Source organism: Asaia spathodeae NBRC 105894 (genome assembly GCF_025994195.1).
GTDB classification, from domain to species: Bacteria; Pseudomonadota; Alphaproteobacteria; order Acetobacterales; family Acetobacteraceae; genus Asaia; species Asaia siamensis.
In genome coordinates this window covers 23,374-49,502 of sequence record NZ_BAPY01000073.1, presented here as the reverse complement: position 1 = coordinate 49,502, position 26,129 = coordinate 23,374, and the positions used below count along the sequence as shown (strand labels likewise).

General features: G+C 60.5%; 19 protein-coding genes. 1 reads left to right on the top strand and 18 read right to left on the bottom strand.

The window, feature by feature from the left end:
- Nucleotides 1-54: 54 nt before the first annotated feature.
- The 18 genes from rpsG to fzlA all read right to left on the bottom strand — a co-directional run bounded on the left by rpsG (nucleotide 55) and on the right by fzlA (nucleotide 25,206).
- Entirely contained in the window at nucleotides 55-531 is a 477-nt protein-coding gene (rpsG, locus tag AA105894_RS14690) for a 30S ribosomal protein S7 (protein ID WP_025822017.1), read from the bottom strand.
- Nucleotides 532-545: 14 nt separating this feature from the next.
- Nucleotides 546-917 carry a 30S ribosomal protein S12 gene (gene rpsL / locus AA105894_RS14685; protein WP_023979007.1) on the bottom strand — a complete coding sequence of 124 codons (372 nt, stop codon included), beginning with the start codon at nucleotides 915-917 and terminating at the stop codon, nucleotides 546-548.
- Nucleotides 918-1,283: 366 nt separating this feature from the next.
- Nucleotides 1,284-5,534 (bottom strand): DNA-directed RNA polymerase subunit beta', encoded by a 4,251-nt coding sequence (gene rpoC, locus AA105894_RS14680; protein ID WP_267312414.1) that lies wholly within the window; start codon nucleotides 5,532-5,534, stop codon nucleotides 1,284-1,286.
- An 88-nt stretch (nucleotides 5,535-5,622) separates the two neighbouring features.
- Complete coding sequence (gene rpoB, locus AA105894_RS14675; protein ID WP_267312413.1) at nucleotides 5,623-9,798, bottom strand: DNA-directed RNA polymerase subunit beta; 4,176 nt, start codon at nucleotides 9,796-9,798, stop codon at nucleotides 5,623-5,625.
- Nucleotides 9,799-10,036: 238 nt separating this feature from the next.
- On the bottom strand, nucleotides 10,037-10,411 hold the full coding sequence (gene rplL / locus AA105894_RS14670; RefSeq protein ID WP_023979011.1) for a 50S ribosomal protein L7/L12: 375 nt from the start codon (nucleotides 10,409-10,411) through the stop codon (nucleotides 10,037-10,039).
- A gap of 78 nt (nucleotides 10,412-10,489) precedes the next feature.
- Nucleotides 10,490-11,008: a 50S ribosomal protein L10 gene (rplJ, locus tag AA105894_RS14665; RefSeq protein WP_062165691.1), complete on the bottom strand. Its 519-nt coding sequence runs from the start codon at nucleotides 11,006-11,008 to the stop codon at nucleotides 10,490-10,492.
- A 293-nt stretch (nucleotides 11,009-11,301) separates the two neighbouring features.
- On the bottom strand, nucleotides 11,302-11,994 hold the full coding sequence (gene rplA, locus AA105894_RS14660) for a 50S ribosomal protein L1 (protein ID WP_267312412.1): 693 nt from the start codon (nucleotides 11,992-11,994) through the stop codon (nucleotides 11,302-11,304).
- A gap of 4 nt (nucleotides 11,995-11,998) precedes the next feature.
- Nucleotides 11,999-12,433, bottom strand: coding sequence for a 50S ribosomal protein L11 (gene rplK / locus AA105894_RS14655; protein ID WP_023979014.1), 435 nt, complete (start codon nucleotides 12,431-12,433; stop codon nucleotides 11,999-12,001).
- 103 nt (nucleotides 12,434-12,536) lie between these two features.
- Entirely contained in the window at nucleotides 12,537-14,159 is a 1,623-nt protein-coding gene (locus AA105894_RS14650) for an efflux transporter outer membrane subunit (RefSeq protein ID WP_267312411.1), read from the bottom strand.
- Nucleotides 14,156-15,436 carry an efflux RND transporter periplasmic adaptor subunit gene (locus tag AA105894_RS14645; protein WP_188426076.1) on the bottom strand — a complete coding sequence of 427 codons (1,281 nt, stop codon included), beginning with the start codon at nucleotides 15,434-15,436 and terminating at the stop codon, nucleotides 14,156-14,158. Before AA105894_RS14645 ends, AA105894_RS14650 begins: the two co-directional genes overlap by 4 nt.
- Nucleotides 15,433-18,603, bottom strand: a complete 3,171-nt coding sequence (locus AA105894_RS14640) for an efflux RND transporter permease subunit (RefSeq protein ID WP_267312410.1) — start codon at nucleotides 18,601-18,603, stop codon at nucleotides 15,433-15,435. Before AA105894_RS14640 ends, AA105894_RS14645 begins: the two co-directional genes overlap by 4 nt.
- Before the next feature lie 239 nt (nucleotides 18,604-18,842).
- Nucleotides 18,843-20,264, bottom strand: coding sequence for a sensor histidine kinase (locus AA105894_RS14635; RefSeq protein ID WP_267312409.1), 1,422 nt, complete (start codon nucleotides 20,262-20,264; stop codon nucleotides 18,843-18,845).
- Entirely contained in the window at nucleotides 20,251-20,976 is a 726-nt protein-coding gene (locus AA105894_RS14630; protein ID WP_267312408.1) for a response regulator transcription factor, read from the bottom strand. Before AA105894_RS14630 ends, AA105894_RS14635 begins: the two co-directional genes overlap by 14 nt.
- A 47-nt stretch (nucleotides 20,977-21,023) precedes the next feature.
- Nucleotides 21,024-22,256, bottom strand: coding sequence for a DNA recombination protein RmuC (locus AA105894_RS14625; RefSeq protein WP_371869845.1), 1,233 nt, complete (start codon nucleotides 22,254-22,256; stop codon nucleotides 21,024-21,026).
- A gap of 112 nt (nucleotides 22,257-22,368) precedes the next feature.
- Nucleotides 22,369-22,620, bottom strand: coding sequence for a hypothetical protein (locus AA105894_RS14620; RefSeq protein WP_267312407.1), 252 nt, complete (start codon nucleotides 22,618-22,620; stop codon nucleotides 22,369-22,371).
- A 94-nt stretch (nucleotides 22,621-22,714) separates the two neighbouring features.
- Entirely contained in the window at nucleotides 22,715-23,251 is a 537-nt protein-coding gene (locus AA105894_RS14615; RefSeq protein ID WP_188426080.1) for a type 1 glutamine amidotransferase domain-containing protein, read from the bottom strand.
- 107 nt (nucleotides 23,252-23,358) lie between these two features.
- The gene (locus AA105894_RS14610) at nucleotides 23,359-24,537 is read right to left on the bottom strand and encodes a BaiN/RdsA family NAD(P)/FAD-dependent oxidoreductase (protein ID WP_267312406.1); all 1,179 of its coding nucleotides are present in this window, start codon (nucleotides 24,535-24,537) and stop codon (nucleotides 23,359-23,361) included.
- The gene (gene fzlA, locus AA105894_RS14605) at nucleotides 24,538-25,206 is read right to left on the bottom strand and encodes an FtsZ-binding protein FzlA (RefSeq protein WP_188426082.1); all 669 of its coding nucleotides are present in this window, start codon (nucleotides 25,204-25,206) and stop codon (nucleotides 24,538-24,540) included.
- 98 nt (nucleotides 25,207-25,304) lie between these two features.
- Here fzlA and minC point away from each other — a divergent pair, with 98 nt between their 5' ends.
- Entirely contained in the window at nucleotides 25,305-26,054 is a 750-nt protein-coding gene (gene minC, locus AA105894_RS14600; RefSeq protein ID WP_267312405.1) for a septum site-determining protein MinC, read from the top strand.
- Nucleotides 26,055-26,129: the final 75 nt, after the last annotated feature.

The following is a 26,129-nucleotide window of genomic DNA, read 5'->3' as shown; positions in this document are numbered from 1 at the left end:
CGTACCGGGCGCTCCGTAAAGGGGCACCCGGGGAAACAGGTCAGCTTTTAAAGCTTACCAACGATAGTGGCTGAATGCCTTGTTGGCTTCAGCCATGCGATGCGTGTCTTCGCGCTTCTTGACGGCGGAGCCGCGATTGTTGATCGCGTCCATCAGCTCGTTGGAAAGGCGTTCCTGCATCGTGTTTTCACCGCGCTTGCGCGAGGCGTCGATCAGCCAGCGAATGGCGAGTGCCTGACGGCGCTCGGTGCGAACCTCGACGGGGACCTGATAGGTCGCACCGCCGACGCGGCGGGAGCGAACCTCTACGGCCGGCTTCACGTTGTCCAGGGCCGCATGGAACATGGCAACCGGGTCAGCCGTAGCACCACCACGGCGGCGCACGGATTCCAGCGCGCCATAGACGATGCCTTCGGCTGTGGACTTTTTACCGTCGTACATCAGGGCGTTCATAAAACGCGTGATGACGACATCTCCGAATTTCGGATCGGGAAGGATCTCACGCTTAACAGCGCGATGACGGCGACTCATGCCTGAATTTCCTCTTACTTCGGACGCTTCGCGCCATACAGCGAACGGCGCTGACGACGCTTGGCGATGCCCTGCGTGTCAAGCACGCCGCGCAGGATGTGATAACGCACACCCGGCAAATCTTTTACACGGCCGCCGCGGATCAGCACGACGCTGTGTTCCTGCAGGTTATGGCCTTCACCGGGGATGTAGCTCACGACCTCATACCCGTTGGTCAGGCGCACCTTAGCCACCTTACGCAGGGCCGAGTTCGGCTTTTTCGGGGTAACCGTATAGACGCGCGTGCAAACGCCGCGCTTCTGGGGGCAACCCTGGAGGGCCGGCACTTTATTCCGCTTGGCGGCAGGCTCGCGGCCTTTGGCGATCAACTGGTTGATGGTCGGCATACGCCCTTCCCGATCCTTGTTCACTGCGAGACCGGACCAGAGCCCGATCTGCTCGCTTCCAACAAAATGCAGCGCGCGACAGAATGTCGCCCGCTTTGACTCTTTCACTACCGGCCTGAGCCTCACCCGAAGGCGGCGGCACCGTTAGCGTTTGATGCTGTCTATCAACGGCTCAGACGCCTTACGAGACGGGGGTAGCCGAGGGCGCGAACCCTATGACCGCTCCGAACGAAAGTCAAGCATTCTCTAGAGTTCTGCCCGATTCTCGTCCGAGTCCCGTTTCGAATCGCCGGATACGAAATCGGGCGGGTATTACCCCGCCCGATCTCAAACGTAAACTAGTTTTTCCGAGGTGACGCGGCGTCTTTACTCTGCCGCGTCATCCGTCACTGCCGGGGTGGCCCGGCTGACGCGCTGACGGTCCTGAGAGGCCGCCATGGCGCGCAGCTTGTTCATCACACTACCCGTACCCGCCGGGATCAGACGCCCGACGATCACGTTCTCCTTCAGGCCATTCAGCGTATCGACCTTGCCGGCTGTTGCCGCTTCGGTAAGCACGCGTGTGGTCTCCTGGAAGGAAGCCGCAGAGATGAAGGACTGCGTCTGTAGCGAGGCCTTGGTGATGCCCTGCAGGATGGGCATGCCACGAGCAGGCTCCTCACCCATCTTCACGCGCTTCTCGTTCTCGACCTCGAACTCAATACGATCAACCGTCTCACCGATGAGGTAGGTCGTATCGCCCGGCTCGAGGATTTCCACCTTCTGTAGCATCTGACGAACAATGACTTCGATGTGTTTGTCATTGATCTTCACGCCCTGCAGTCGATAGACGTCCTGGATCTCGTTGACGAGATAATCGGACAGTGCCTCGACGCCCATGACCTTGAGAATGTCATGCGGCACGCGCGGACCGTCGACCAGCGGATCGCCCTTCTGCACGAAGTCGCCTTCCTGCACCGAGACGTGCTTGCCCTTCGGGATGAGGTAGTTGGTCTCTTCCCCGGTCTCGTCGTTCTTCACGATGATGCAGCGCTTGGACTTGTAATCCTTGCCGATCTCGATCCGGCCTTCGGTCTCTGCGATGATCGCATGATCCTTCGGGCGACGGGCTTCGAAAAGTTCGGCCACGCGCGGCAGACCACCCGTAATGTCACGGGTCTTCGAGCCCTCACGCGGGATACGTGCCAGCACGTCACCGGCATGAACCGTGGCGCCGTTTTCGATCGAAAGCAGCGAGTCGGGCGACAGGAAGTAGCGCGCCTCATTGCCATTGGCGAGACGAACGACGTTACCAGCCGAGTCCTTGAGCTGCAGGCGCGGACGAAGATCCACACCCTTGCTGCCCTGCTTATAGTCAACGACCACCTTCGAGGTCAGGCCCGTCACTTCGTCCATACGCTCGACGAGCGTGATGGAGTCGATCAGGTCGAGATATTCGACCGTACCGGCCTGCTCGGTGATGATCGGCAGGGTGTATGGATCCCACTCGGCCATCTTCAGACCGCGTGTGACATCCTGGCCCTCATTGACCATCAGACGGGCGCCGTAAGGCACACGATAGCGGGCGCGCTCGACACCCTTCTCGTCAGTCAGCAGGATTTCGCAGTTACGCGACATCACGATGGTGACGTTCTGGCTGTTCTGCACCACGTTGCGGTTGCGGATGGTCACCTTGCCGTCACGCGACGCCTCGACCATCGACTGCTCTGCACCACGTGTAGCCGCACCACCGATATGGAAGGTACGCATGGTCAGCTGCGTGCCAGGCTCACCGATGGACTGCGCGGCGATAACGCCCACGGCCTCACCGATATTGACCGGCGTACCGCGAGCAAGGTCACGGCCATAGCAGTGTCCGCAAACACCGACGCGGCTGTCACAGGTCAGCACCGAACGGATCAGGACGCTTTCAACGCCTGCCTTCTCGATGATCTCTGCTTCGGCTTCCTCGATCAGCGTGTTGCGCGGGAAAAGAACCGCACCGCTCACCGGATCGGTCACGTCAGCCGTCAGGGTACGACCCAGGATACGCTCGGAAAGCGAAGAGATGACCTCACCGCTATCCATGACCGCACGAATCGTCAGGCCACGCTCGGTGCCGCAATCGTTCTCGACGATGATGCAATCCTGCGCCACGTCGACGAGACGACGCGTGAGGTAACCCGAGTTTGCCGTCTTCAGAGCCGTATCCGCGAGACCCTTACGGGCACCGTGGGTCGAAGTGAAGTAATCGAGAACCGAAAGGCCTTCCTTGAAGTTCGCGATGATCGGCTGCTCGATGATCTCACCCGACGGCTTGGCCATAAGGCCACGCATACCGGCAAGCTGCTTCATCTGTGCTGGCGACCCACGAGCACCGGAATGGCTCATCATCCAGACCGAGTTCGTCGGCTTGCCGATGACCTGACGGGAGATCTCCTTCATCATCGCTGCCTGGACTTCGTCCGTACAACGCGACCAGGCGTCAACCACCTTGTTGTAGCGCTCGCCAGCCGTGATCAGACCATCCTGATACTGCTGCTCGAACTCCTTGATCTCGGCCTGGGTGCGCTCGACCAGTTCCTGCTTCTCGACGGGGATGATCATGTCATCCTTGCCGAAGGAGATACCGGCGCGGGCAGCGTGACGGAAACCGAGGCCCATCAGACGGTCGCAGAAAATCACTGCTTCCTTCTGACCGCAGTGACGATACACGGCGTCGATGACGTCAGACACGTTCTTCTTGGTCAGCTGCTTATTGACCAGCGAGAACGGAATGGCGGCGTTGCGCGGCAGGATCTGCGCGATGAGCGCTCGGCCCGGCGTGGTGATCAGGGTCTGACGAACGGTCTTGCCGTCGGCGTCCTGTGTTTCCATGCGCAGACGGATCTTGTCGTGCAGCTTGAGCGTGCCCTCGTTCATGGCCAGCTCGATCTCGGCCACCGATGCATAGGCAGACGGACCGGCCTTCACGAGACGACCATCGGCATCATACTCGGCCATGTCAGGCGTCGTGTGATACTCGGGAACCTCGAGGCTCAGATAATAAAGGCCAAGCACGATGTCCTGCGACGGCACGATGATCGGCTTGCCGTTCGCGGGGCTGAGGATGTTGTTGGTCGACATCATCAGCACGCGGGCTTCAAGCTGGGCTTCAAGCGACAGCGGCACGTGAACGGCCATCTGATCGCCGTCGAAGTCCGCATTGAACGCGGTGCAGACCAGCGGGTGAAGCTGAATGGCCTTGCCTTCGATCAGCACGGGCTCGAAGGCCTGGATGCCGAGACGGTGAAGGGTCGGGGCGCGGTTCAGCATTACGGGATGCTCGCGGATGACCTCTTCAAGGATATCCCAGACTTCCGGACGCTCCTTTTCCACCATGCGCTTTGCAGCCTTGATGGTGGTGGCGTGACCGTATTTTTCCAGCTTGCTGTAGATGAAGGGCTTGAACAGCTCGAGCGCCATCTTCTTCGGCAGGCCGCACTGGTGCAGCTTCAGCTCAGGACCAACCACGATGACCGAACGGCCAGAATAGTCGACGCGCTTGCCGAGAAGGTTCTGACGGAAGCGGCCCTGCTTGCCCTTGAGCATGTCAGAGAGCGACTTCAGCGGACGCTTGTTGGCACCTGTGATCGCGCGGCCACGACGACCGTTATCGAACAGCGCGTCAACAGCTTCCTGCAGCATGCGCTTTTCGTTACGGACGATGATGTCCGGCGCACGCAGCTCGATCAGACGCTTCAGACGGTTGTTACGGTTGATCACGCGACGATAGAGATCGTTCAGATCGGACGTCGCAAAACGACCGCCGTCCAGCGGCACGAGCGGACGCAGTTCCGGCGGGATGACCGGCACGAGGTCCAGAATCATCCACTCCGGGCGCGAGCCGCTCTCGGAGAATGCTTCGAACAGTTTCAGGCGCTTGACGAGCTTCTTGCGCTTGGCTTCGGACGTCGCTTCACGCAGGTCTTCACGCAGCAGGTCGCCGTCAGACTTGTCTTGATCACGACCGTCACGATCGATCAGACCCGGACGATCGGTCTCGGTGGAGAGCAGACGGGCCTTCCACAGGATCTTCTTGACCGCCTCGGCGCCGATACCGACTTCCAGGCCTTCATCGGCATAGTCGTCCATCGCGTCAAAATACTGGTCTTCCGACAGCAGCGAGTAACGCTTGAAGGGACTCGTGCCGGATTCGAGAACGATATAGCTCTCGAAATACAGAACCTTTTCCAGATCCTTCAGCGTGATGTCGATCATCGTCGCAATGCGGCTCGGCAGCGACTTCAGGAACCAGATATGCGCAACCGGCGAAGCCAGTTCGATATGGCCCATGCGCTCGCGGCGAACCTTGGCGAGCGTGACTTCCACGCCGCATTTCTCGCACACGATGCCGCGGAACTTCATGCGCTTGTACTTGCCGCACAGGCACTCATAGTCCTTGATCGGGCCAAAGATACGCGCACAGAACAGGCCGTCGCGCTCGGGCTTGAACGTACGATAGTTGATGGTCTCGGGCTTCTTGATCTCGCCGTACGACCAGGAACGGATCTGCTCGGATGAAGCGAGCTGGATTTTGATCTGGTCGAAAGACAGGTTCTGGCCCGTCTGACCAAGGATCTTCATGAGTTCGTTCATGCGCCGAAATCCCATTTCACGGAGCGGGCCGGAAGACCGGCCGCGCCCGCGTTAGCAACAAACACAGAAAAGACAGTGGCGGAAATCATCAGACGCCGCTCTGCTCCAGATCGACATTCAAGCCGAGCGACTTCAGTTCCTTGATCAGAACGTTGAAGCTCTCGGGGATACCTGCCTCGAAATCATCCTGCTCGCGCACAATGGCCTCATAGACCTTCGTACGGCCGGAAACGTCATCGGACTTGACCGTGAGCATTTCCTGCAGGGTGTAGGCGGCACCGTAAGCTTCAAGAGCCCAGACTTCCATCTCACCGAAGCGCTGACCACCGAACTGCGCCTTACCACCCAGCGGCTGCTGCGTGACGAGCGAGTACGGACCGATCGAGCGTGCATGGATCTTGTCATCGACAAGGTGATGCAGCTTCAGCATGTAGATGTAGCCCACCGTCGTGCGACGCTCGAAAGCCTCGCCCGTACGGCCGTCGATCAGCTGCGACTGACCCGACTTGTCGACACCGGCCTTGACCAGCATGTCTTCGATGTCAGGGATCGACGCGCCGTCGAACACCGGGGTCGCAATCGGCACGCCCTTGCGCAGGTTACCGGTCAGCTCGAGAAGCTGCTCGTTCGGCAGAGTCGCAATGTCGCTTTCGAACACGGCATCGCCATAGACGTCACGCAGGCTCTCGAGAAGCTCAAGCTTGCGCTCACCGGTGCGCTGGTAGTCGTCGGCAATCTTGCCGATGTTCTGACCGATATTCGCACAGGCCCAGCCCAAATGCGTCTCGAGAATCTGACCGACGTTCATGCGCGACGGCACGCCCAACGGGTTCAGCACGAGATCGACCGGCGTGCCATCCTCAAGGAACGGCATGTCTTCAACAGGAACGACGCGCGAGACGACACCCTTGTTACCGTGACGACCGGCCATCTTGTCACCCGGCTGAAGCTTGCGCTTCACGGCAACGAAGACCTTGACCATCTTCATCACACCCGGCGGCAGCTCGTCACCGCGCTGCAGCTTCTCGACCTTGCTGTCGAAACGGGCCTGAATCTTGCCAACGGCAGCATCGTATTCGCGACGCAGCGTTTCCAGCTCGGACATCACGCTGTCATCGGTGACCGTGATGTTGCGCCAGGCGCCACGCGGCTGCTCGTCCAGCACCTCATCGGTGATGACCGTCCCAGCGCGGATACCCTTGAAGCCGGCAGCTGCCGTCTGGTTGAGCAGACGCTCGCGCAGACGCGCAATGAAGCTGCGCTCCTGGATGGCGCGCTCGTCATCGCGATCCTTGGTCAGGCGTTCGATTTCCGAACGCTCGATGGCCATGGCGCGCTCGTCCTTGTCGACACCGCGACGGGAGAAGACGCGAACATCGACGATCGTGCCGCTCGTGCCAGGGGGCAGCTTGAGCGAGGTATCGCGAACGTCCGAAGCCTTTTCACCGAAGATGGCGCGCAGGAGCTTTTCTTCCGGCGTCATCGGGCTTTCGCCCTTCGGTGTGACCTTGCCGATCAGGATGTCGCCCGGATTCACCTCGGCGCCGACATAGACGATACCGGCTTCGTCGAGGTTGCGCAGGGCTTCCTCACCGACATTCGGGATGTCGCGCGTGATTTCTTCCTGACCCAGCTTCGTGTCGCGGGCCATGACTTCGAATTCCTCGATATGGATCGAGGTGAACACGTCATCTCGGGCAATACGCTCGGAGATGAGGATCGAGTCTTCGAAGTTGTAGCCGTTCCAGGGCATGAACGCGACGAGCACGTTACGGCCCAGCGCCAGTTCACCCAGCTCGGTGGACGGACCGTCAGCAATGATGTCGCCGGCATGAACCGTGTCACCCACGCGCACCAGCGGACGCTGGTTGATGCAGGTGGACTGGTTGGAACGCATGTACTTGCGCAGACGATAGATATCGACGCCCTGGGTCGAACCTGCTTCGTCGGTAGCGCGCACAACGATACGGGCACCGTCGATCTGGTCGATCACACCATTGCGCTTGGCAACGATGGTCGCACCCGAGTCATGGGCCACAGCGGCTTCCATGCCCGTTCCGACCAGCGGCGCATCGGCGCGCACCAGCGGCACGGCCTGACGCTGCATGTTCGAGCCCATCAGTGCGCGGTTGGCGTCATCGTTCTCAAGGAACGGGATGAGCGCGGCGGCGACCGAAACGAGCTGCTTGGGCGACACGTCGCAGGCCGTGACCTGCTCAGGCGGCACCAGGCGGAAGTCGCCCGAACGACGGACAGAGACTAGCTCGTCGGTCAGACGACCCGTGCTCTTGTCCTGCGCGGCGTCAGCCTGGGCAACGATCAGCTTGTCCTCTTCCATGGCGGAGAGGTATTTCCAGCCGGCCTGCAGCACGCCGTCCTGAACGAGGCGATACGGCGTTTCGATGAAGCCGTACTTGTTCACCTTCGCATAGGTCGAGAGCGAGTTGATCAGACCGATGTTCGGCCCTTCAGGCGTCTCAATCGGGCAGATACGGCCGTAATGCGTCGGATGAACGTCACGGACTTCGAAGCCAGCGCGCTCACGGGTCAGACCGCCCGGGCCAAGCGCCGAGAGACGACGCTTATGCGTGACTTCGGAGAGCGGGTTGGTCTGGTCCATGAACTGGCTGAGCTGCGACGAGCCAAAGAACTCACGCACGGCAGCAGCGGCAGGCTTGGCGTTGATCAGGTCATGCGGCATGACCGTATCGACATCGACCGAACCCATACGCTCACGAATGGCGCGCTCCATGCGGAGCAGACCGACGCGGTACTGGTTCTCCATCAGCTCGCCGACAGAGCGAACACGACGGTTGCCGAGATTGTCAATGTCGTCGATCTGGCCGCGACCGTCTTTCAGCTCGCACATGATCTTCACGGCGCGCAGGATGTCTTCCTTGCGCAGCACGCGCATGGTGTCGGGCGCATCGACTTCGAGACGCATGTTCATCTTCACGCGACCAACGGCCGAAAGGTCGTAGCGGTCGGCATCGAAGAACAGACCCTGGAACATGGCTTCAGCCGTTTCCGGGGTCGGCGGCTCGCCGGGGCGCATGATGCGATAGATATCGATCAGGGCTTCGTCACGACGGTTGTTCTTGTCAACCGCGAGCGTGTTGCGGATCCAGGGGCCATGCGAGGAGTCGACGGCAAGCATTGGCAGCTCGGTCACGCCCAATTCCTCAAGCGCTTCGAGGCGTGCTTCGGTCAGTTCTTCACCGGCTTCGGCGTAGATCTCACCCGTCTCTTCATTGACGAGGTCCTGCGCCATGAAACGGCCCAGCAGATCGGCGCGGCCGACGAGCACGTCCTTGGTCGTCTCGGCGATCTTGCGCACCATGCGAGCGGTAAGCTTGGCATCGGCTTCAGCAACAACCTCACCCGTATCGGCGTCATAAAGCGGCTCAAGCAGCTTCATGCCACGGAAGGCTTCGGGATCGAAGGGACGAGCCCAGCCCTTGGGCATGCGGGTAAAGGGCACGGTGCCGTAGAAATAGGCCAGGATTTCATCCTGATCCATGCCACGGATCGCCATGGACTCAACATCGCCACCCTCTGCCGCCTTGGCGGCGCGGGCTGCGATGGAGTGCTCGCCCTCAAGGGCATAGAGCAGCGTGGTGACCGGCAGCTTGCGCTTGCGGTCGATACGCACATAGATCAGGTCCTTGGCGTCGAATTCGAAATCGAGCCAGGAACCGCGATAGGGGATGACGCGGGCAGCGAAGAGATACTTGCCGGAAGAATGCGTCTTGCCCTTGTCGTGATCGAAGAACACGCCGGGGCTGCGATGCATCTGGCTGACGATGACACGCTCGGTGCCATTGATGATGAAGGTGCCGTTATCGGTCATGAGCGGCATGTCGCCCATATAGACCGGCTGCTCCTTGATATCGCGGATCGAGCGCGATCCGGTATCTTCATCGACGTCCCAGACGATCAGACGCAGGATAACCTTCAGCGGCGCTGCAAAGGTCAGACCACGCTGAATGCATTCCTCAACGTCATATTTCGGCTCTTCGAGTTCGTAGGAAACGAACTCGAGACGGCCACGTCCCGCAAAATCGTTGATCGGGAAAACCGACCGGAACACTTCCTGAAGACCCGTCTGCTGACGGCTGTCAGGCGCCACGTTCATCTGAAGGAACGTCTCGTAGCTTGCGCGCTGCACGTCAATCAGGTTGGGCATCGGCGCAACTTCGGGGATCCGCCCGAAGCTCTTGCGAATCCGCTTGCGTCCTGTGAACGATTTGGTGATTGCGTTCATCTATCCCTGCCCTCTCGCACCAGACCTTCGGGTCGTCCACACGCCAGGAACCCTGCCATGTCGGGCGACCGGAACGACCGGCACCGTGAATTCGTGATGTTGTTGCGTGACAACCGGCCCTTATACAGGGTTTGTCCGCAACGGCAAATCGGGCGGAAACCCGAAAGGATTTCCGCCCTGACCTGTCTCAATCCACAACCGGCCCCGCCCGAAGGCGAAGCACGGTTCGTGGGCTTGATTACTTGACTTCGACCTTGGCGCCGTTGTCTTCAAGCAGCTTCTTGATCTTGGCTGCTTCGTCCTTGGAAACGCCTTCCTTGACGGTCTTCGGAGCGCCTTCGACCAGGTCCTTGGCTTCCTTCAGACCCAGGCCCGTGATGCCACGGATTTCCTTGATCACGTTGATCTTCTTGTCGCCGGCTTCGGCGAGGATCACGGTGAACTCGGTCTGCTCTTCAGCAGGAGCAGCGGCGGCAGCCGGGCCAGCAGCAGCAACGGCAACCGGAGCAGCAGCGGAAACGCCCCACTTCTCTTCGAGCAGCTTCGAGAGTTCAGCAGCTTCGAGAACGGTCAGAGCGGACAGTTCGTCAACGATTTTGTTCAGATCGGCCATGATGATGGTCCTATATGGTAACTGGTTTTCGATTCACAACCCGCGCTCCTGAAGAGGAGCGGCGCTGCGTAAGACAATTCAGGCGGCTTCGCCGGTCTTGGCATAGGCGCCGAAAACGCGAGCAAGCTGGCCGGCCGGAGCCTGGACAACGCCTGCGATACGCGTAGCGGGGGTAGAAATCATACCCACCAGCTGCGCACGCAGTTCGTCCAGCGACGGCAGTGCGGCAAGAGCCTTGACACCATTCGCATCAAGCGTCTGGCTACCAAGGGCGCCACCGAGCACCACAAGCTTCTCATTCGTCTTGGCGAACTCGACGATCGCCTTCGCGACTGCAACCGGATCCTCAGACCACGCAAGCGCGGTCGGGCCCTTCAGCAGCGGAAGAATCCCGTCGAATTGGGTCCCATGCAGAGCGAGGCTGGCCAGCCGGTTTTTCGCAACCTTGTACGTCGCACCCGCCGCACGAACGCGTCGACGCAGCTCCGTCACATCAGCTACCGTGAGACCTTTGTTTTCGGTCACGACAACCATGGACGTGCTGTTGAACACGTTGGCGAGGAATTCGACGAAGGCCCGTTTTTCCTGACGGTCCAAATCCATTCTCCTCGTCAGTCCGGAAACCTTGGCTTCCAGACCGGGTTACCCATGGCACTTCCCCGCAATCGGAAAAGTACCGCTCGCCTGTCCATTCAATCGGAACCCAGCATTCCGGCAGGTTACCCCGCCCTGTCTGCTGGCGCCCCGTCTCCCGCTCGCGGATCTCTCTCAAGATCCCTTAGACTGTTCCGTGGAACAGCACGCCCGGTCTCGGACAGGTTCGGAAGCGGGGAAAAACTCCCCGCCCCTGCGCCGCCGCACGGTCAGACCGCGCGGCGTCATCTCTCAAATCAGGCCGTGAACGTCGCGACGTCGACGCGCACACCCGGACCCATCGTGGAAGACAGGGCTGCCTTCTTCAGATAGGTGCCCTTGGCACCGGTCGGACGAGCCTTCTGGACGGCATCGACCAGAGCCTTGATGTTCTCGACCAGCTTGTCTTCGCCGAACGAAGCCTTGCCGACGCCGGCATGGATGATACCGGCCTTCTCGGCGCGGTATTCGACCTGGCCGGACTTGGCTGCCTGAACGGCGCCCTTGACGTCCATGGTCACCGTGCCCAGACGGGGGTTCGGCATCAGGCCACGCGGGCCGAGGATCTTACCCAGACGACCGACCAGTGCCATCATGTCCGGGGTCGCAATGCAGCGATCGAACTCGATTTCACCGTTCTGGATCTTCTCGGCCAGATCTTCTGCACCGACGACTTCTGCACCGGCTGCCTTGGCTTCTTCAGCCTTCGGGCCGCGGGCGAAAACGCCAACGCGCAGGGTCTTGCCCGTGCCGTTCGGCAGCGAGATCAGACCACGGACCATCTGGTCAGCATGACGCGGGTCGATGCCGAGGTTCAGCGAGATTTCGATGGTCTCGTCGAACTTGGCCTTTGCATTGCCCTTTACCAGAGCAACAGCTGCGGCGAGGTCATACTGCTTGTCGGTGTCAACCGTCGCGCGGGCGGCGGTCAGCCTCTTGTTCTTGGCCATAGGATCAGCCCTCCACCACGTTCAGACCCATCGACTTGGCCGAACCGGCCAGCATGCGCACTGCGCCGTCGATGTCATTCGCGTTCATATCCTTGAACTTCTCTGCAGCGATCTCGCGCAGCTGCGCGGTCGTGACAGAACCGACTGCGGCGGCCTTGCCGACGGTCTGGCTGCCCTTGGAGACCTTGGCGGCCTTGAGTAGGAAGTAGGTGTTCGGCGGGGTCTTGGTGACGAAGCTGAACGTACGATCCGCATAGGCCGTGATGACGACCGGGATCGGCATGCCGGGCTCGAGAGTCTGCGTCTTGGCGTTGAACTCTTTGCAGAACTGCATGATGTTCAGGCCGCGCTGACCCAGGGCCGGACCGACTGGCGGCGACGGATTCGCCTTGCCTGCCGGGATCTGCAACTTGATGTAGCCAACAACTTTTTTGGCCATATCCGGGACTCCTTGATGGTTTGCCCGAACCGCGGTTCCAGTGAGGGGCTGCCCGCCTTACAGCTGGCGCACCCTCTCCCGCGTTCCGAATTGGAGGGGCCCCTTAACGCCCCGAAGACGCGGCTGTCAAGTCTTTCATGGGGGGATTCGCAGGCGTCGCCCCGCTCAGATCCTGATCGGCAGGGCCTGTGCGGGTATCGACATCGCCTGCAGGACGGGGGTGATGCAGCCCGTCATATTGCAGGATACCAAAGGGATTGATGTCCTTGACCGCAGGCAGGGCGACCTTGTCCCAGCCACCGCCGAGGGCCTTGATCAGACGGACACTGGCCTGCACCTGAATGGTCTGGGCCTGCACCGCATCAATGCGCGCCACAAGAGCCGCCTGCTGCGCCACAACGACGTCGAGGTAATTGGTCAGACCACCCGTATAGAGCGCCATGGTCATGCGCTGTGTCCGCAATGCGGCATCGACAGCGGCCATCTGCTGCTTCTGCTGGTCAGCAAAGGCCTGCGTCTGGGAGATGCCATCCTCGACATCCTGAAACGCCGCCAGCACGGTCGAGCGATAATGATCGGCGCTCTCGCGATATTGCGACCAGGCACGCTGCAGGGCGGCACGACGCAGACCACCCGTGAAGAGCGGCTCGACCGCCTGCACGCCATAGCTCCACATCGAATTGCCCAGACTGGCAAGGTCGAAGCCGTTATTCATGAAGCCACCGTTCAGGCTGAAGGTGACATCCGGATAAAAAGCCGCACGAGCGACACCGATAGCCCGGCTATTGGCCGCCAGATTGCGCTCGGCAGAGGCAATGTCAGGGCGGCGCTCGAGCAATTGCGACGGAAAACCCGTCGGAATACGCAGGATCGTATAGGGCAGCGTCTGATTCGTTGAGGGGGTGATATGGAAGCTGCCCGGCACGGTATTCACCATGACGGCAATGGCATGTTCCATGACCTGACGCTGGGCGCGCACATTGCTTTGCGACGCCATGGTCGCGAAGAGCTGGTTTTCCGCTCGGGAAACGTCCAGTCCGGCCGCAATCGCACCAGCCTGACGCAACCGGGTGATCTTCACGGCGGTCTGGTAGTAGCGGATCGAGTCGTCATAGACCGCGTATTGCGCATCGAGCCCGCGCAGGCCCAGATAATCCGAGGCGAGCTCTGCCTCGAGCATCAGGCGAAGATTGGCGTAATCGGCCGCGCTCGCCTGAGCCATGTTCTTCTGCATGCGCGTGGCGTTACGGATGCGGCTGAAGAAATCAGGCTCCCACGTCGCAGCCCCGCTATAGAAAACGCTGGACTCGGTTGTCGGCGAGTTCGCATTGGCGCCTCGCCACAGCCGGGTAAGCGATGTCTTGTTGTTCGACATCCCGGCTGACCCGTTGAGCTGCGGCGCCAGCTGGGCCTGTGTCTCGCGGGCGATATCGCGTGACTGGGTAAAGATTTCAGCCTGGGCCTGCAGATCGGGGTTCGAAGCCAGCATCTTTTCTTCCAGGGCATTGAGCTGGGGATCATGGAAGACCTCCCACCATTTGCCCTTGGGCACGTCATCGGCAGGCTTGCCGTCTACCAGTACGCCCTTGCCGCTCCACCCATTGGGATAGATGAATTTGGGGGCTTCATATTTCGGCGCCAGATCGCAGCCGGACAGGAGAGACAGGCAAAGAACCGCGCTTGCCACACCGCCGCGCAATGCGCGGCGCTTGAAACTCTCTCTCATCGACGCGCCCCGTTCTCGTTGCCACCATCATCGTCTTCAGGGGCGACGGGTTTCGGTGCGGGCGCAACATTCTTGCGAGGCGCTGCCGTCGCATCGTTATAGCCGCGGGTTGCGGCAACGACCTTGACCTCATCCCCTTCAAGCATATCGGCGGTCGGGTTGGCCACGATCTGGTCCTTTGCCTCGATGCCCCCCAGAATCTGGATGGTCATGCCGTAATTGATGCCGGTCTTCACGTCGATCAGATGAACATGGTTATCGACAACAGTGGCAAGCTGGGTGCCCTGGGCACGGAAAATCAGCGAATTGACCGGCACGATCAGCACACCAGGTTCACCCGGCGCGGTGAAATGCGCTGTTGCGTAGGAGTCAGGCCAAAGTGAGCCGTCCTCATTGCTGAGTTCCAGCTCGGTCGTGACCGTGCGCGTTGCCGCGTTGAAGGCCTGAGCCGTGGCGAGGAAGCTCGCATCATAAACCCGCCCCGGGAATTGCGGCAGGGTCAGTTTGGCAGCGAGCTTGTCGGAAATAACGGCCGCATAATCCTGCGGCACGGAAACGAAGACGCGCATGCGATGCGTGTCGGCAACCGTGAAGAGCTCTGATGCATTGCCACGAGAGTTGAGATCACCCCCACCCGCATTCACGTAGTCGCCCACGTTCACCAGACGCGACGTCACGATGCCATCGAACGGCGCCACGATGCGCTTGAAGTTCTCCAGTGCCTCGAAACGCTCGACCTCATGCTGTGCCTGATCGACCTGCGCCTTCTGGGCGGCGGCGTTGGCCGCCTGCACATCGACTTCCTGACGCGACACGGCCTGGGTGTCTCGCAGATCGGCCCAGCGCTTGGCCGTAATCACGGCCAGCTTGTAGCGGGCCAGCACGACATTGTAGTTGGCTTTTGCTGCCTCATACTGCGCGTCCAAGCTCGGCGTGCTGATCTCGGCCAGGAGATCGCCCGATTTCACATGGGCGCCGTAATCCTTGTACCACATCTTCACATAGCCGGAGACCTGCGCGTAGATCGGCGCCTGATACCAGGCAGCCAGATTGGCCGGCAGATCCAGATGACGCACGGCGGGGCCGGGTTGCGGGTTGATCAGGCTGACACGGGCGCGGGCATTGTCGTCAGCCTCTTTCTCGAGGCTGCTGTAATGCACCGAACGGGTGAGTATTCCCCAGGCAGCCACAAGCAGGGCAATACCCAGCACGATAAGGATGACAAGGCGGCCCCGCTTGCGGTTCGGCTCGGCACCGGGATTCTGGTGCTGGGTCATGCGTGGGCTCCCTCATCTCCGCGTTCGCGCGGCTTTCTGTAATGGACGATGGCAAAGACACAGGGGACGAACAGAAGCGTCGCTGCGGTCGCTACAATGAGGCCGCCGATAACGGCCTTGCCGATCGGGGCGTTGTCGGAATTGCTCATGGACATGGGCACCATGCCGATGATCATGGCGAGTGCTGTCATCAGCACGGGGCGGATACGTTCATACCCGGCCTCGAGTGCGGCCTTCAGCGCGTCGCCGTGAACCTCCATACGCTCACGCGCAAAGGAGACCACCAGAATGGCGTTGGCTGTGGCGGTACCCATGCACATGATGGCACCCGTCAGGGCAGGCACCGAAAGTGAGGTGTGGGTCAGGAACAGGCTCCAGGCGATACCACCCAGGGCTCCGGGCAGCGCCGTGATGATCACGAACGGATCGAGCCAGGACTGAAAATTCACCACGATGATCAGATAGACCAGCGTGATCGACATCGCGAGGCCAACGATCAGCTGCGAATAGGCATCTGTCATCGTGACAGCCTGACCACGCACGACCAGATGCGAGCCGCGCGGCAGTTCGGACTTCATGGAATCTGCCACGCGCTGCACCGAGCGTGCCACCGTGCCGAGATCGATATCCTCGTTTGAGGCGTAGATATCGAAGACCGGCATGATGTTGTAATGCGCGACTTCCGCCGGTGTGCCCGTCTGCTCGATATCGGACAGCGCGCCCAGAAGCTGGGGCTGGGCATTGGTCGGGTTGCCGTCGCCACGGTCGATCGGGAGGGTCTTCAGATCGTTGAGCGTCTGCAGGTAGTTCGCAGGCGTCTGTACGTCGATGAGCTGCGCCACACCCGAGGCGTTAAGATAATATACCTGCCCCACCTGAGCCGAACCCGACAGGGCGACGAGTGCGTTCTGCGCGATATCCTGCTCGGTGATGCCGGTGCCAAGCGCGAAGCTGCGCTTGGCGTTGATGCTGAGCGTCGGCTGCGTCATCGGCTGCTGGATCGCCACATCGGTAATGCCCGGTATGGCGGCGAGCTTGCGACGCAGTTTCTTGGCGAAGGCAAAATTGCCGTAGAGATCGCGCCCGACAACCTGCACATCGAGCGGTGCAGGCAGGCCGAAATTCAGTATCTTTGCCGTCAGATCGGCAGGCTGGAAGGTGATCTGCGTGCCAGGGAAGGCTTCGATCAGACCTGCGCGGATCTTGCGGCGATATTCGGCTGTCGGGCTCTCGTCATTCTTGAGCGAGACAGTGATATCGCAATCTTCCGTACCGACGGTTGGTGTCGGGATGAACGCCTGATTGAGCTGCGAGAAGGGCAGACCGCAGTTATTCAGCACCGCATCGATCTGGCCCGGCAGAATTTCGTGCATCTTCTTTTCGATCAGCACGGAAATCTTGCCGGATTCCTCAAGGCGCGTACCGATTGGTGCGCGCATGTGGAGCTGCAGCGTGCCGGATTTGATCTCCGGGAAGAAATCCTGCCCGACGAAGAAATACAGCCCGCTTGAGGCGATCGAGACCGCCATGAAGAACGGCACGAATTTTGCGCGCTCTTCGATCAGGCCACCGAGCACCACCTTGTAGCGCTCGCGGAAACGGGTGAAGCCGCGCTCGAAACCGCGCTGGAAACGGCCGAAAAATCCGGGCTCCTTGCCGTCATCGCCACGCTCATGGGCGGCAACCTGCGCCGCGAGCATCCAGTTTGCCATGGTGGGCACCAGCGTACGCGACAGGATGAAGGAGGCGATCATGGCGAAGATGATGGCTTCGGCCATGGGCATGAACAGCCAGCCCGCAACGCCGGTCAGCTCGAAGAGCGGCAGCCAGACGATACAGATACAGGTGGTCGAGACGAAGGTCGGGATGACGATCTGGTTGGCAGCATCGATGATGGCCATTTCCAGATCCTTGCCCATCTCCAGATGGGCATCGATATTCTCGATCATGACGGTCGCGTCATCGACGAGAATACCAACCGCCAGCGCAAGCCCGCCCAACGTCATGACATTGATCGACTGTCCGGCAAGACTCAGCCCGATGACCGAGCAGAGAATGGCGAGCGGGATCGAGGTCGCAACAATCAGCGTCGAACGCCACGAACCCAGGAAGAGCAGAACTGCCAGAGAGGTCAGAAGTGCCGCGATGATCATTTCGCGCACAACGTCTTCAACCGAATCCTTCACGAAGCCGGAGGCATCGGTCAGGATCTTGATGCTTGTGCCCTTTGGCAGGGTGTCGATGACCTGGGGCAGCAGTTTCTTGACGCCCGCCACCACGTCGAGCGTCGACGCATCGCCGCTCTTCATGATGACCATCATGACCGCCTGACGGCCCTTCACCAGCACCATATTGGCCTGTGGCGGTCCGCCGCGATGCACATAGGCCACGTCGCGCAGATAGACCACCGCATTGCCCACCTGCTTGAGCGGCAGGTTATTGAAGGTTTCCACCTCTCGGGGCTGGGCGTTGGTACGGACCATGTAATCGAATGGCCCGACACGCTGGTCGCCAGCAGGGAGCACGATATTCTGCTTGTTGAGCGCCGCGCTGACATCCACCGCCGAGAGATTATGCGCCATCAACTTGGCAGGATCGATATCGACCGTGATGTAGGGCGCAAGACCGCCATAAGGGTTCGGGATCGAAACGCCCGGCACTGAGATAAGCTGCGGCCTGATCAGGTTCGAGGCCATGTTGTACAGCTCTGACCCGTTCAGCTTGTCCGAATTGATCTGCAGCGTGAGCACCGGCACGGACGAGGCGTTATAGGCCAGGATAAGCGGCGGCGTGGCGCCTGTCGGAAGCTGCTTGATGACGGTCTGGGAAACGGAAGTGATCTGCGTCTGGGCAACCGACGTATCGGTGCCGGGCTGGAAATAGACCTTGACGATACCGCGACCGTAATACGACCCGCTTTCGATATGTTCGATATTGTTGACGGTCGTGGTCAGGGTGCGTTCGTAGTAATAGACAACGCGCCCCGACATATCCTCAGGCATGAGCCCGAGATAGGACCAGACAATCGCGACAACCGGGATATTGATGTTCGGGAAGACGTCTGTCGGTGTCTTGATGACCGACCTTACGCCGAAGATCACGATGAAAATGGACAGGACAACGAAGGTGTAGGGCCGCTTCAGCGCGGTAATGACAACCTGATTCATGCAGCTGTCCCGAGACGCGATGCCCGCCCTGCCCGATGCCTGTGCTCATAGACCGGCATGAGGAATCCCCATCCGTTTCCCGATATCATCAAGGACATTCCTTTTCCTGTTACGTCCAGAAATACAAATACGCCCGGAGGCGACAAGGAAAATTCCTTTTAAGTTCCGATCTGGAACGACCTTTCATCTCTCTGTCACAGCTCCGGCCCTGTCGGCGACAACAGCGCAGAAGCCCGCGTTCATGCGCTTTCGGAGACCGCCGAAAGCTGGAACACCATCTCGAATGCGCATCCCGGCATTTCGGGAGAACCGTCTCCATCAGCGATGGCAAGATCGACCCCGTGCAGCCTGAGAATGGCCATGACGAGGCTGAGCCCGAGTCCGCTACCCGGCACGTGGCGGCTTTTGTCCGAACGATAAAAACGCCCCAGAACAGCCTCACGTTCCGCCTCGGGAATACCGATGCCGGTATCGGCAACGCGAAGCCTGATTGCACCCGGGGTCGAGACCGCCGAGACGGTCACGCGCCCACCGGCGGGCGTGAATTTCATGGCGTTGTCGAAAAGATTGGCCAGAACCTCGACCAGCAGATCACGATCCCCGAACGTCGTCATGGTTTCGGACGTGGCGGAATCCTGCGCGATGGCATTGGTCAGCACGAGACCATTCGTCTCGGCGATGGGCTCGTACAGATCGACGATATCGGCGACGAGATCGCCCAGATTGACCTGGGCAAAGCCCGCGCGCCTGCGGCCGTTTTCGATTTCGCCAATACGCAGCAGCGCCGTGATGACGGAAAAGCACTGGTCCAGATCGAGCGTCGCCCGCTCGATGACCGAATTCAGATAATCGGCGTCATGAGGGCTCGACGTCGCCCGCTCCAGCCGCGCCCGTACTCTCGAAAGCGGTGTACGCAGGTCATGGGCGATATCGTTACCCACGTCGCGTATCTCATCCATGAGATGTTCGAGCCGATCGAGCATACGATTGACCGAACCGGCCAGGCGCTCCAGCTCGTCACGCTCGCGTGCTGCAGGCAGGCGCTCATGCACGTCGCCCTGCATGATACGGTCGATCGCCTCATGCATGGTCTTCACACGCGCCAGCGCCCTGTGGCTCAGCACGACACCCGTCAGAAGGGCGAACATCACCACAGGAAAGACCGAGAGCAGCGCACCGCGACGAATCATGTAGCGCAGTTCGGAAAGAAGGTGCAGCGAATGGGCCAGCACCAGAACACGGCCACCCGGCACCCTGACCGCCAGAAACCGCATTTCATAGGGTTCATCATCGGTGGGCGAGAGTGTCAGACGATGTACCTTGCCATCGACGATCAGCCCTTCAGGCCAGCTTTTGAGATCGCCTGCGATATGACGATAATGACCATCGAACAGCCCCACCCAGTTGATGACCACACGCAGGTCATTGGTGGCGCGCTCGCGCACCTGATATTCGAGCCGCTCGGGTGTCTCCTGCACCAGCACATCGGCTTCGCGATGCAGGATACCGCTCGATCTCTCGGCCTCGAAATGCGTCATCTGCACGAAAAGCAGGACGAATTGCAGCACCATGCCGCAGATGATCGCGGCAACGAATGCCAGCGTCAGCCGGAACGTCGCCGTCCGGAAAATGCCGAAGCGGGAGTTCTCAGAGAGCGACACGCAGCATGAACCCCGATCCTCTGATGCTGTGGATCAAGGGCGTCTCACCCGGTCCATCGACCTTGCGACGCAGCTTGCCGATATGCACATCCACCAGATTGGTCTGGGGGATGAAGCGGTAATTCCAGACATCTTCGAGCAGCATGGTGCGCGTCAGAACCTGATTGGGCCGGCGCATCAGATATTCGAGCAGACGGAATTCACGCGGCAGCAATTCGATCTCGCGCCCTTCGCGCATGACAGTGCGATCGATCAGATCCATGTCGAGGGGGCCAACGCGCAGCGTGGTCGCGCGGGTATCATTGGGGCGGCGCAGGAGTGCTTCGATACGCGCGACCAGCTCGTCCATGGCGAAAGGCTTGGTGAGATAGTCATCCCCTCCTGCCTTGAGACCCGTCACGCGGTCATCGACGGCAGAGAGTGCTGACAAGACCAGAACCGGCGACTGAACATTCTGGCTGCGCAGTTTCTCGATGACCGAAAGCCCGTCCAGAAGGGGCAACATGCGATCGAGCACCATCAGGTCGTAGGACTCACTGATGGCAGCGTCGAGCCCAGCCTGGCCGGTCGAAACATGGGAAACGGCAAAACCGCGCGCCGAGAGTTCCTCGACCACTTCACGGGCAAGAGTGTCGTCATCCTCGACAAATAACAGGCGGGCCTTGGCAGGCACCTCAGGCGGGACAAAAGAGAGGCTCTGATCCGATGTCATGCTGTCATCTCTGCCCAAACCCTTGCTGCTTCGATAGTAAATTCGGCTTAAAGCTCTTCCAGTGTCTCAAGGTCGTCGCCCGGCGCCTGTCCGTCAAGTCCTCGCAATTTGCGCCCCAGCACACGGGTACGCCGTCTGGCTTCATCGATCGTATTGCTCATGGCACCCGCGCCACGCGAGAGTTTTTCAAGCACGCCATCCATGCGCAGCATTTCCTGCCGTGTCAGCCCGAGCAGGCGCGCAATCGCATCCGTCCGCTCCTCAAGGGCCAGAGTCACATATCCGAGATGAACAGTGCGCAGCAGCGCAGGCATGAGAGACGGCCCCATGATGATCACCCGGTGCAGACGCCCGATCTCATCGATCAGCCCCGGAATGCGCGCGACTTCCATGTAAAGCCCGTCAGTGGGCAGATAGAGCACCGCAAACTCGACGGTGATGGGCGGCTGGATGTATTTCTCACTGATCTTGCGCGCTTCCAGACGCACCGCATTATCGAGGGCACGGCGGGCGATACGCTCGGCTGCCTGATCCGTCCTGTCTACGGCGTCGAGCAGACGCTCATAGGCTTCGGTCGGAAACTTGCTGTCTATGGCCAGCCTTGGCGGCACGGCACTGCGAACGGGCATGCGCAGGGCGAATTCCACAGCCTCGGTGCTGTCACCGACGCGGAAATTGCTGTCATACGACCCGGCGGGCAGAATATCGTCGAGAATGGCGCGCAGCTGCGCCTCACCCCATCCGCCACGCGTCTTGACGTTGCCGAACAGCCTCTTGAGATCGCCGATCTGGGCCGTGACAGCCGAGACCTCGCCGATCGCTTTCTGCATGGCTGAAAACTGCTCGACCACGCGCTGGAACGAGGTCTGCATCTGCTTTTCGACGGTGACGTGAAGCTGCTCGCTGACAGAGGCCCTGATCTGCGCCAGCTGTTCCGCATTTTCGCGCATCATGTCGCGCAGCATTTCGGATTGCGCCAGCCTCGTTTCGGCCAGTTCCTGACCCAGACGGTGGCTCAGGCTAGCAAGACGGTCGCTCGTATCGCTGCGCTGCTGGTCGAGCCTCGCAGCAAGGGCGCGCTCGGTCTCGACCAGCGCCTTGCGCTGGAAGTCGAGATCGGCGCTGCGCTCGGCAGCCTCACGCTCCAGCAGTACATAGATGCGCGAGAGAAGATCGCGATCAGTCCCACGCCGCGAAAGACGCGACCACAGAAAGACGGCGACGGCCAGAGCCAGAACGGCCACAAGCCAGGGGAAGAAACTGAAGAAATCCTGCGACAATTCGGGCTCCGTATTCTGCTCCCTCTATAAGAACAAAATAGGAATAGCGAAAGGCGTTTCGGCTTTGCCAGCCTCCCCCTTCACCTCAGGGCAAGGCTGGCAGGGAGCGCACTCAGGGCTGATGGATATTCCCATAGGAAGCCGCACCGATACCGGGGCAGGAGCACGGATTGCCGAGGGGCACCTGGGTCGGCATCTTGCAGGTATAGATGCCAGCCTTGCAAGTGTAGCCATAGCCAACCACCTGCATGCCCGGCGGCGTCGGACCCGGCGCTGCGGTGCCCTGGCAGGCTGCGAGCAGCATCAACCCGGCCAGACCGCCAAGAATGCGGGCGGAACGGCGAAATGATGTCGGTGATGTCATGATAATCCCTTTTCTGCTTCGGGTCCGTCACCCATCAGACTGGATGGGTCCGGACCGCTTTGCTGCGAAGAACGACCGAAAATGAAGGCAGTTTTCAGGCAGTTTTGTCACGATATTGCGCTACCACGGCATCGCAGAAAGCAGGCAGGTCATCAGGGCAACGCGAGCTGACCAGATTGCCATCGATCACGAGCTCACGGTCCAGCCAGTTTGCACCGGCATTGAGCAGATCGGTCTGGAGCGAGGGCCATGAGGTCAGGCTGCGTCCCTTGACACCACCCGCCTCGATCAGCGTCCAAGCACCATGACAGATACTGGCAATCGGCTTTCCCTCAGCCACAAAGCCACGCAGAAAGGCGACGGCCGCCTCGTCCATGCGCAGCTTGTCGGGGTTGGTTGTGCCACCCGGCAGCACGATACCCGCCAGCTCCATATCGGCGGCAACGCCGATGGCCGCATCGACCTTATGCCGCGACACCGGCGTGACATCGCCTTCCATCGCCTGGATCTCGCCCTTAGCGGGAGAGACGAGCAGCGTCCTGATGCCGGCGTTTTCGAGCGCCTGACGCGGCTGGACAAGTTCGCATTCCTCGACACCGTCGGTTGCGAGAATGGCCACGCAAAGAGTCATGAAATCGACCTTCCTGAAACGGGTCCGCATTGCTGCGGCCTCTAGATGAGCGTGGGCTCAAGACGTATCAGGACCGGACAGGTTCGAAAACCCGGAGCATCAGACGCTCAATGTCGCTCTGCAATCGCCCTGCCTGCTGCGACGCCGCTCGACCATGCCCACTGGAAATTATAGCCGCCCAGCCAGCCGGTCACGTCGACGGCCTCGCCAATGGCAAACAGCCCCGGCACATCCCGCGCTTCCATGGTCTTGGAAGACAGCACCCGTGTGTCGATACCGCCCTTCATGACTTCTGCCTTGGCGTAGCCTTCAGTGCCCGAAAGCTTCGGCTTCCAGGCCGAAATCTGGGCGGCCAGCGAAGCGATACGCTTGTCCGGCAGATTGGCGAGCGTGCAGGTGAGATCGGACAATGTATTATCGGCGATATGACGCGCCAGACGCTGGGGCAGATCCTGCAAAAGAGAGGGCGGCTCAGCGCGTGGCCGCGCCTTCTTGATGGCGCCCAGCGCTTCCCTTGCATCGCGCCCAGGCAGCATATCGATCACGGGCGCATCGAGCGGCCCGTTCTGATAGGACGAAATCTGCAGAATGGCCGGACCGGAAATGCCGCGATGGGTAAAGACCATGCCATCGGTAAAACCGATCTTGCCCATGCTGGCCCGCACCGGCAGCGAGACGCCGGCCAGTTCGGGCAGAGGGGTCTCAAATGTCAGCGGCACGAGACCCGGCACGGTTGGCACGACAGACAAGCCAAATTGACGCGCAAGGCGCAGAGACAGATCGCTCGCCCCCAGCTTGGGAATGGACAGCCCCCCCGTGGCCAGTACCACATTGCGGGCGCTGAATTCGCCCATATCGGTCTGGACATGAAAGACATCGCCCCTGGTCACGCTGCGTATGGCGGTGCTGAAACGCATCTCGCAGCCCTCAGCCTCACGCAGCAGAAGCGACACGATGTCGCGGGCCGAATTGGCGCAGAAGAGCTGCCCCTCGGCTTTTTCTTCCCACGAAATGCCGTGACGCTCCACCAGCGTCAGAAAATCGCGCGGCGTATAGCCTGCCAGCGCCGAGCGCATGAAATGGCGATTGGCTGAAAGGAAGTTATCCGCCTTTGTCGCCAGATTGGTGAAATTGCAGCGCCCGCCGCCGGAGATCAGGATCTTGCGACCGGCTTCTGCGGAGTGATCGAGTACAAGAACGGACGCCCCGCCCTCGCGCGCGGTGGCAGCCGCCATCAGCCCGGCAGCGCCCGCCCCGAGAATGACAGCATCAAAAATCTTGTTCATTCAGAAATCCAGATCGGCGTAATGCGCAGGCGGGTTGAACCCGTTCACACGGTCATTGAGCAGCGAGCGAAAGCTCGGACGCGATTTCATGCGGGCGTACCAGTCCTTGGCGGCAGGCGCCTTGGACCAGTCGATATCACCGATGAAATCGAGACAGGAGAGATGCGCTGCCGCGGCAAAATCGGCAATCGACAGCATGTTGCCCGCCAGCCACGAGCGCGTTTCTGCCAGCCAGCCGATATAATCGAGATGGAAGCGCATATTGGCATAGCCGGCGCGCAAGGCAGTTCCGTCGGGGTTGCCACGACCTGCCAGACGCTTGTCTACCTTCTCACCCAGAAGATTGCGCGAGACCTCGTGTCCGAACTTGCCCTCGAACCACGCCATCAGACGGCGCACCTCGACGCGCTCGGCCAGAGTGCGCCCCATGAGCGGTGCATCGGGATAGGCCTCTTCAAGATATTCGCAGATCACCCAGGCATTTGGAATCGACAGCCCGTTCTCTTCGACGAGCAGGGGCACATCACCCGCGGGGTTGAGCGCGAGATATTCCGGGCGATTTTCCCAGACCTTTTCGGTCTTGGGCTCATAGGGTAACCGTTTCTCGGCAAGAACAAGCCGGACCTGACGGCTTTGCGGCGAGAGCGGCAGATGGTACAGAATGCGCATCCTGCATTCTTAAGCGTCTGCCCCATGGCGAAGCAAGAGAGCTGCATAGTCAGACCGACCGAATTCCCGTTCATGAGCCCTCAGAGCGTTCCCAGACGATGACAGACCAGACGACAAGCGCCGATCTCGACCCTGCCCCCGCCAGAGCGCCGATGCGCATCAGGGCACGCGGGCGTTCCTTTCTGGCGCTCGTCCTGTCTCCCGAAGCGCCGCTCGATGCATGGCTCGAGGGGCTCGACAACCAGATCGCCCGCTCTGTCGGATTTTTTGCCGGCCGCCCCGTCATTCTCGATCTCGGCCTCGTGACACAGGATGCCGAAGGGCTCGAAGGCCTCCAGACAGCGCTGAAAGAGCGCAGCATCCACATGATCGGTATCGAGGGGGCTGACCGCAGCTGGCCGGCCCTCGCGGCATGGGACTGGCCGGCATCGCTCGAAGGTGGGCGCGCAAGCGGCGCCGTCGAGTTTCCCGAAGCCGAGGGTGAGGCCCAGGCGCCGGTCGAAGCAGCACCCCAGCGTGCTGAAAGCCTCATCATCGACCGGGCCATACGCTCGGGCCAGAGCATCATGCATCTGGATGGCGATGTCGTGGTCATCGGTTCGGTCGCCTCTGGCGCCGAACTGGTCGCTGGCGGGTCGATCCATGTTTATGGCGCGCTGCGCGGGCGCGCCATCGCAGGCGTGGGCGGTCAGCCGAATGCGCGTATCTTTGCTGCCCGCATGCAGGCTGAATTGCTGGCGATCGATGGTTTTTACATGATTGCCGAAGAAATGGACGCGGAGATTCATGATCAACCGGCGCAGGCCCTGCTCTCGGAAGATCGTGTTACAGTAACAAAACTCCCCTGAAGGGAACTATTTGCGCGCAAGAGATTGCGGCGCAAACCCTTTCCTCATTAAGATTGCGACGCCGCACCATCGGGA

What these genes read in the sequence shown, in the direction of transcription:
- fzlA (WP_188426082.1), bottom strand. Translation starts at nt 25,206, where the DNA reads ATGCGCATTCTGTACCATCTGCCGCTCTCGCCGCAAAGCCGTCAGGTC.
- rpoC (WP_267312414.1), bottom strand. Translation starts at nt 5,534, where the DNA reads ATGAACGAACTCATGAAGATCCTTGGTCAGACGGGCCAGAACCTGTCT.
- rpsG (WP_025822017.1), bottom strand. Translation starts at nt 531, where the DNA reads ATGAGTCGCCGTCATCGCGCTGTTAAGCGTGAGATCCTTCCCGATCCG.
- rpsL (WP_023979007.1), bottom strand. Translation starts at nt 917, where the DNA reads ATGCCGACCATCAACCAGTTGATCGCCAAAGGCCGCGAGCCTGCCGCC.
- AA105894_RS14645 (WP_188426076.1), bottom strand. Translation starts at nt 15,436, where the DNA reads ATGACCCAGCACCAGAATCCCGGTGCCGAGCCGAACCGCAAGCGGGGC.
- minC (WP_267312405.1), top strand. Translation starts at nt 25,305, where the DNA reads ATGACAGACCAGACGACAAGCGCCGATCTCGACCCTGCCCCCGCCAGA.
- AA105894_RS14640 (WP_267312410.1), bottom strand. Translation starts at nt 18,603, where the DNA reads ATGAATCAGGTTGTCATTACCGCGCTGAAGCGGCCCTACACCTTCGTT.
- AA105894_RS14610 (WP_267312406.1), bottom strand. Translation starts at nt 24,537, where the DNA reads ATGAACAAGATTTTTGATGCTGTCATTCTCGGGGCGGGCGCTGCCGGG.
- AA105894_RS14620 (WP_267312407.1), bottom strand. Translation starts at nt 22,620, where the DNA reads ATGACATCACCGACATCATTTCGCCGTTCCGCCCGCATTCTTGGCGGT.
- rplK (WP_023979014.1), bottom strand. Translation starts at nt 12,433, where the DNA reads ATGGCCAAAAAAGTTGTTGGCTACATCAAGTTGCAGATCCCGGCAGGC.
- rplL (WP_023979011.1), bottom strand. Translation starts at nt 10,411, where the DNA reads ATGGCCGATCTGAACAAAATCGTTGACGAACTGTCCGCTCTGACCGTT.
- AA105894_RS14615 (WP_188426080.1), bottom strand. Translation starts at nt 23,251, where the DNA reads ATGACTCTTTGCGTGGCCATTCTCGCAACCGACGGTGTCGAGGAATGC.
- rpoB (WP_267312413.1), bottom strand. Translation starts at nt 9,798, where the DNA reads ATGAACGCAATCACCAAATCGTTCACAGGACGCAAGCGGATTCGCAAG.
- AA105894_RS14630 (WP_267312408.1), bottom strand. Translation starts at nt 20,976, where the DNA reads ATGACATCGGATCAGAGCCTCTCTTTTGTCCCGCCTGAGGTGCCTGCC.
- rplA (WP_267312412.1), bottom strand. Translation starts at nt 11,994, where the DNA reads ATGGCCAAGAACAAGAGGCTGACCGCCGCCCGCGCGACGGTTGACACC.
- AA105894_RS14650 (WP_267312411.1), bottom strand. Translation starts at nt 14,159, where the DNA reads ATGAGAGAGAGTTTCAAGCGCCGCGCATTGCGCGGCGGTGTGGCAAGC.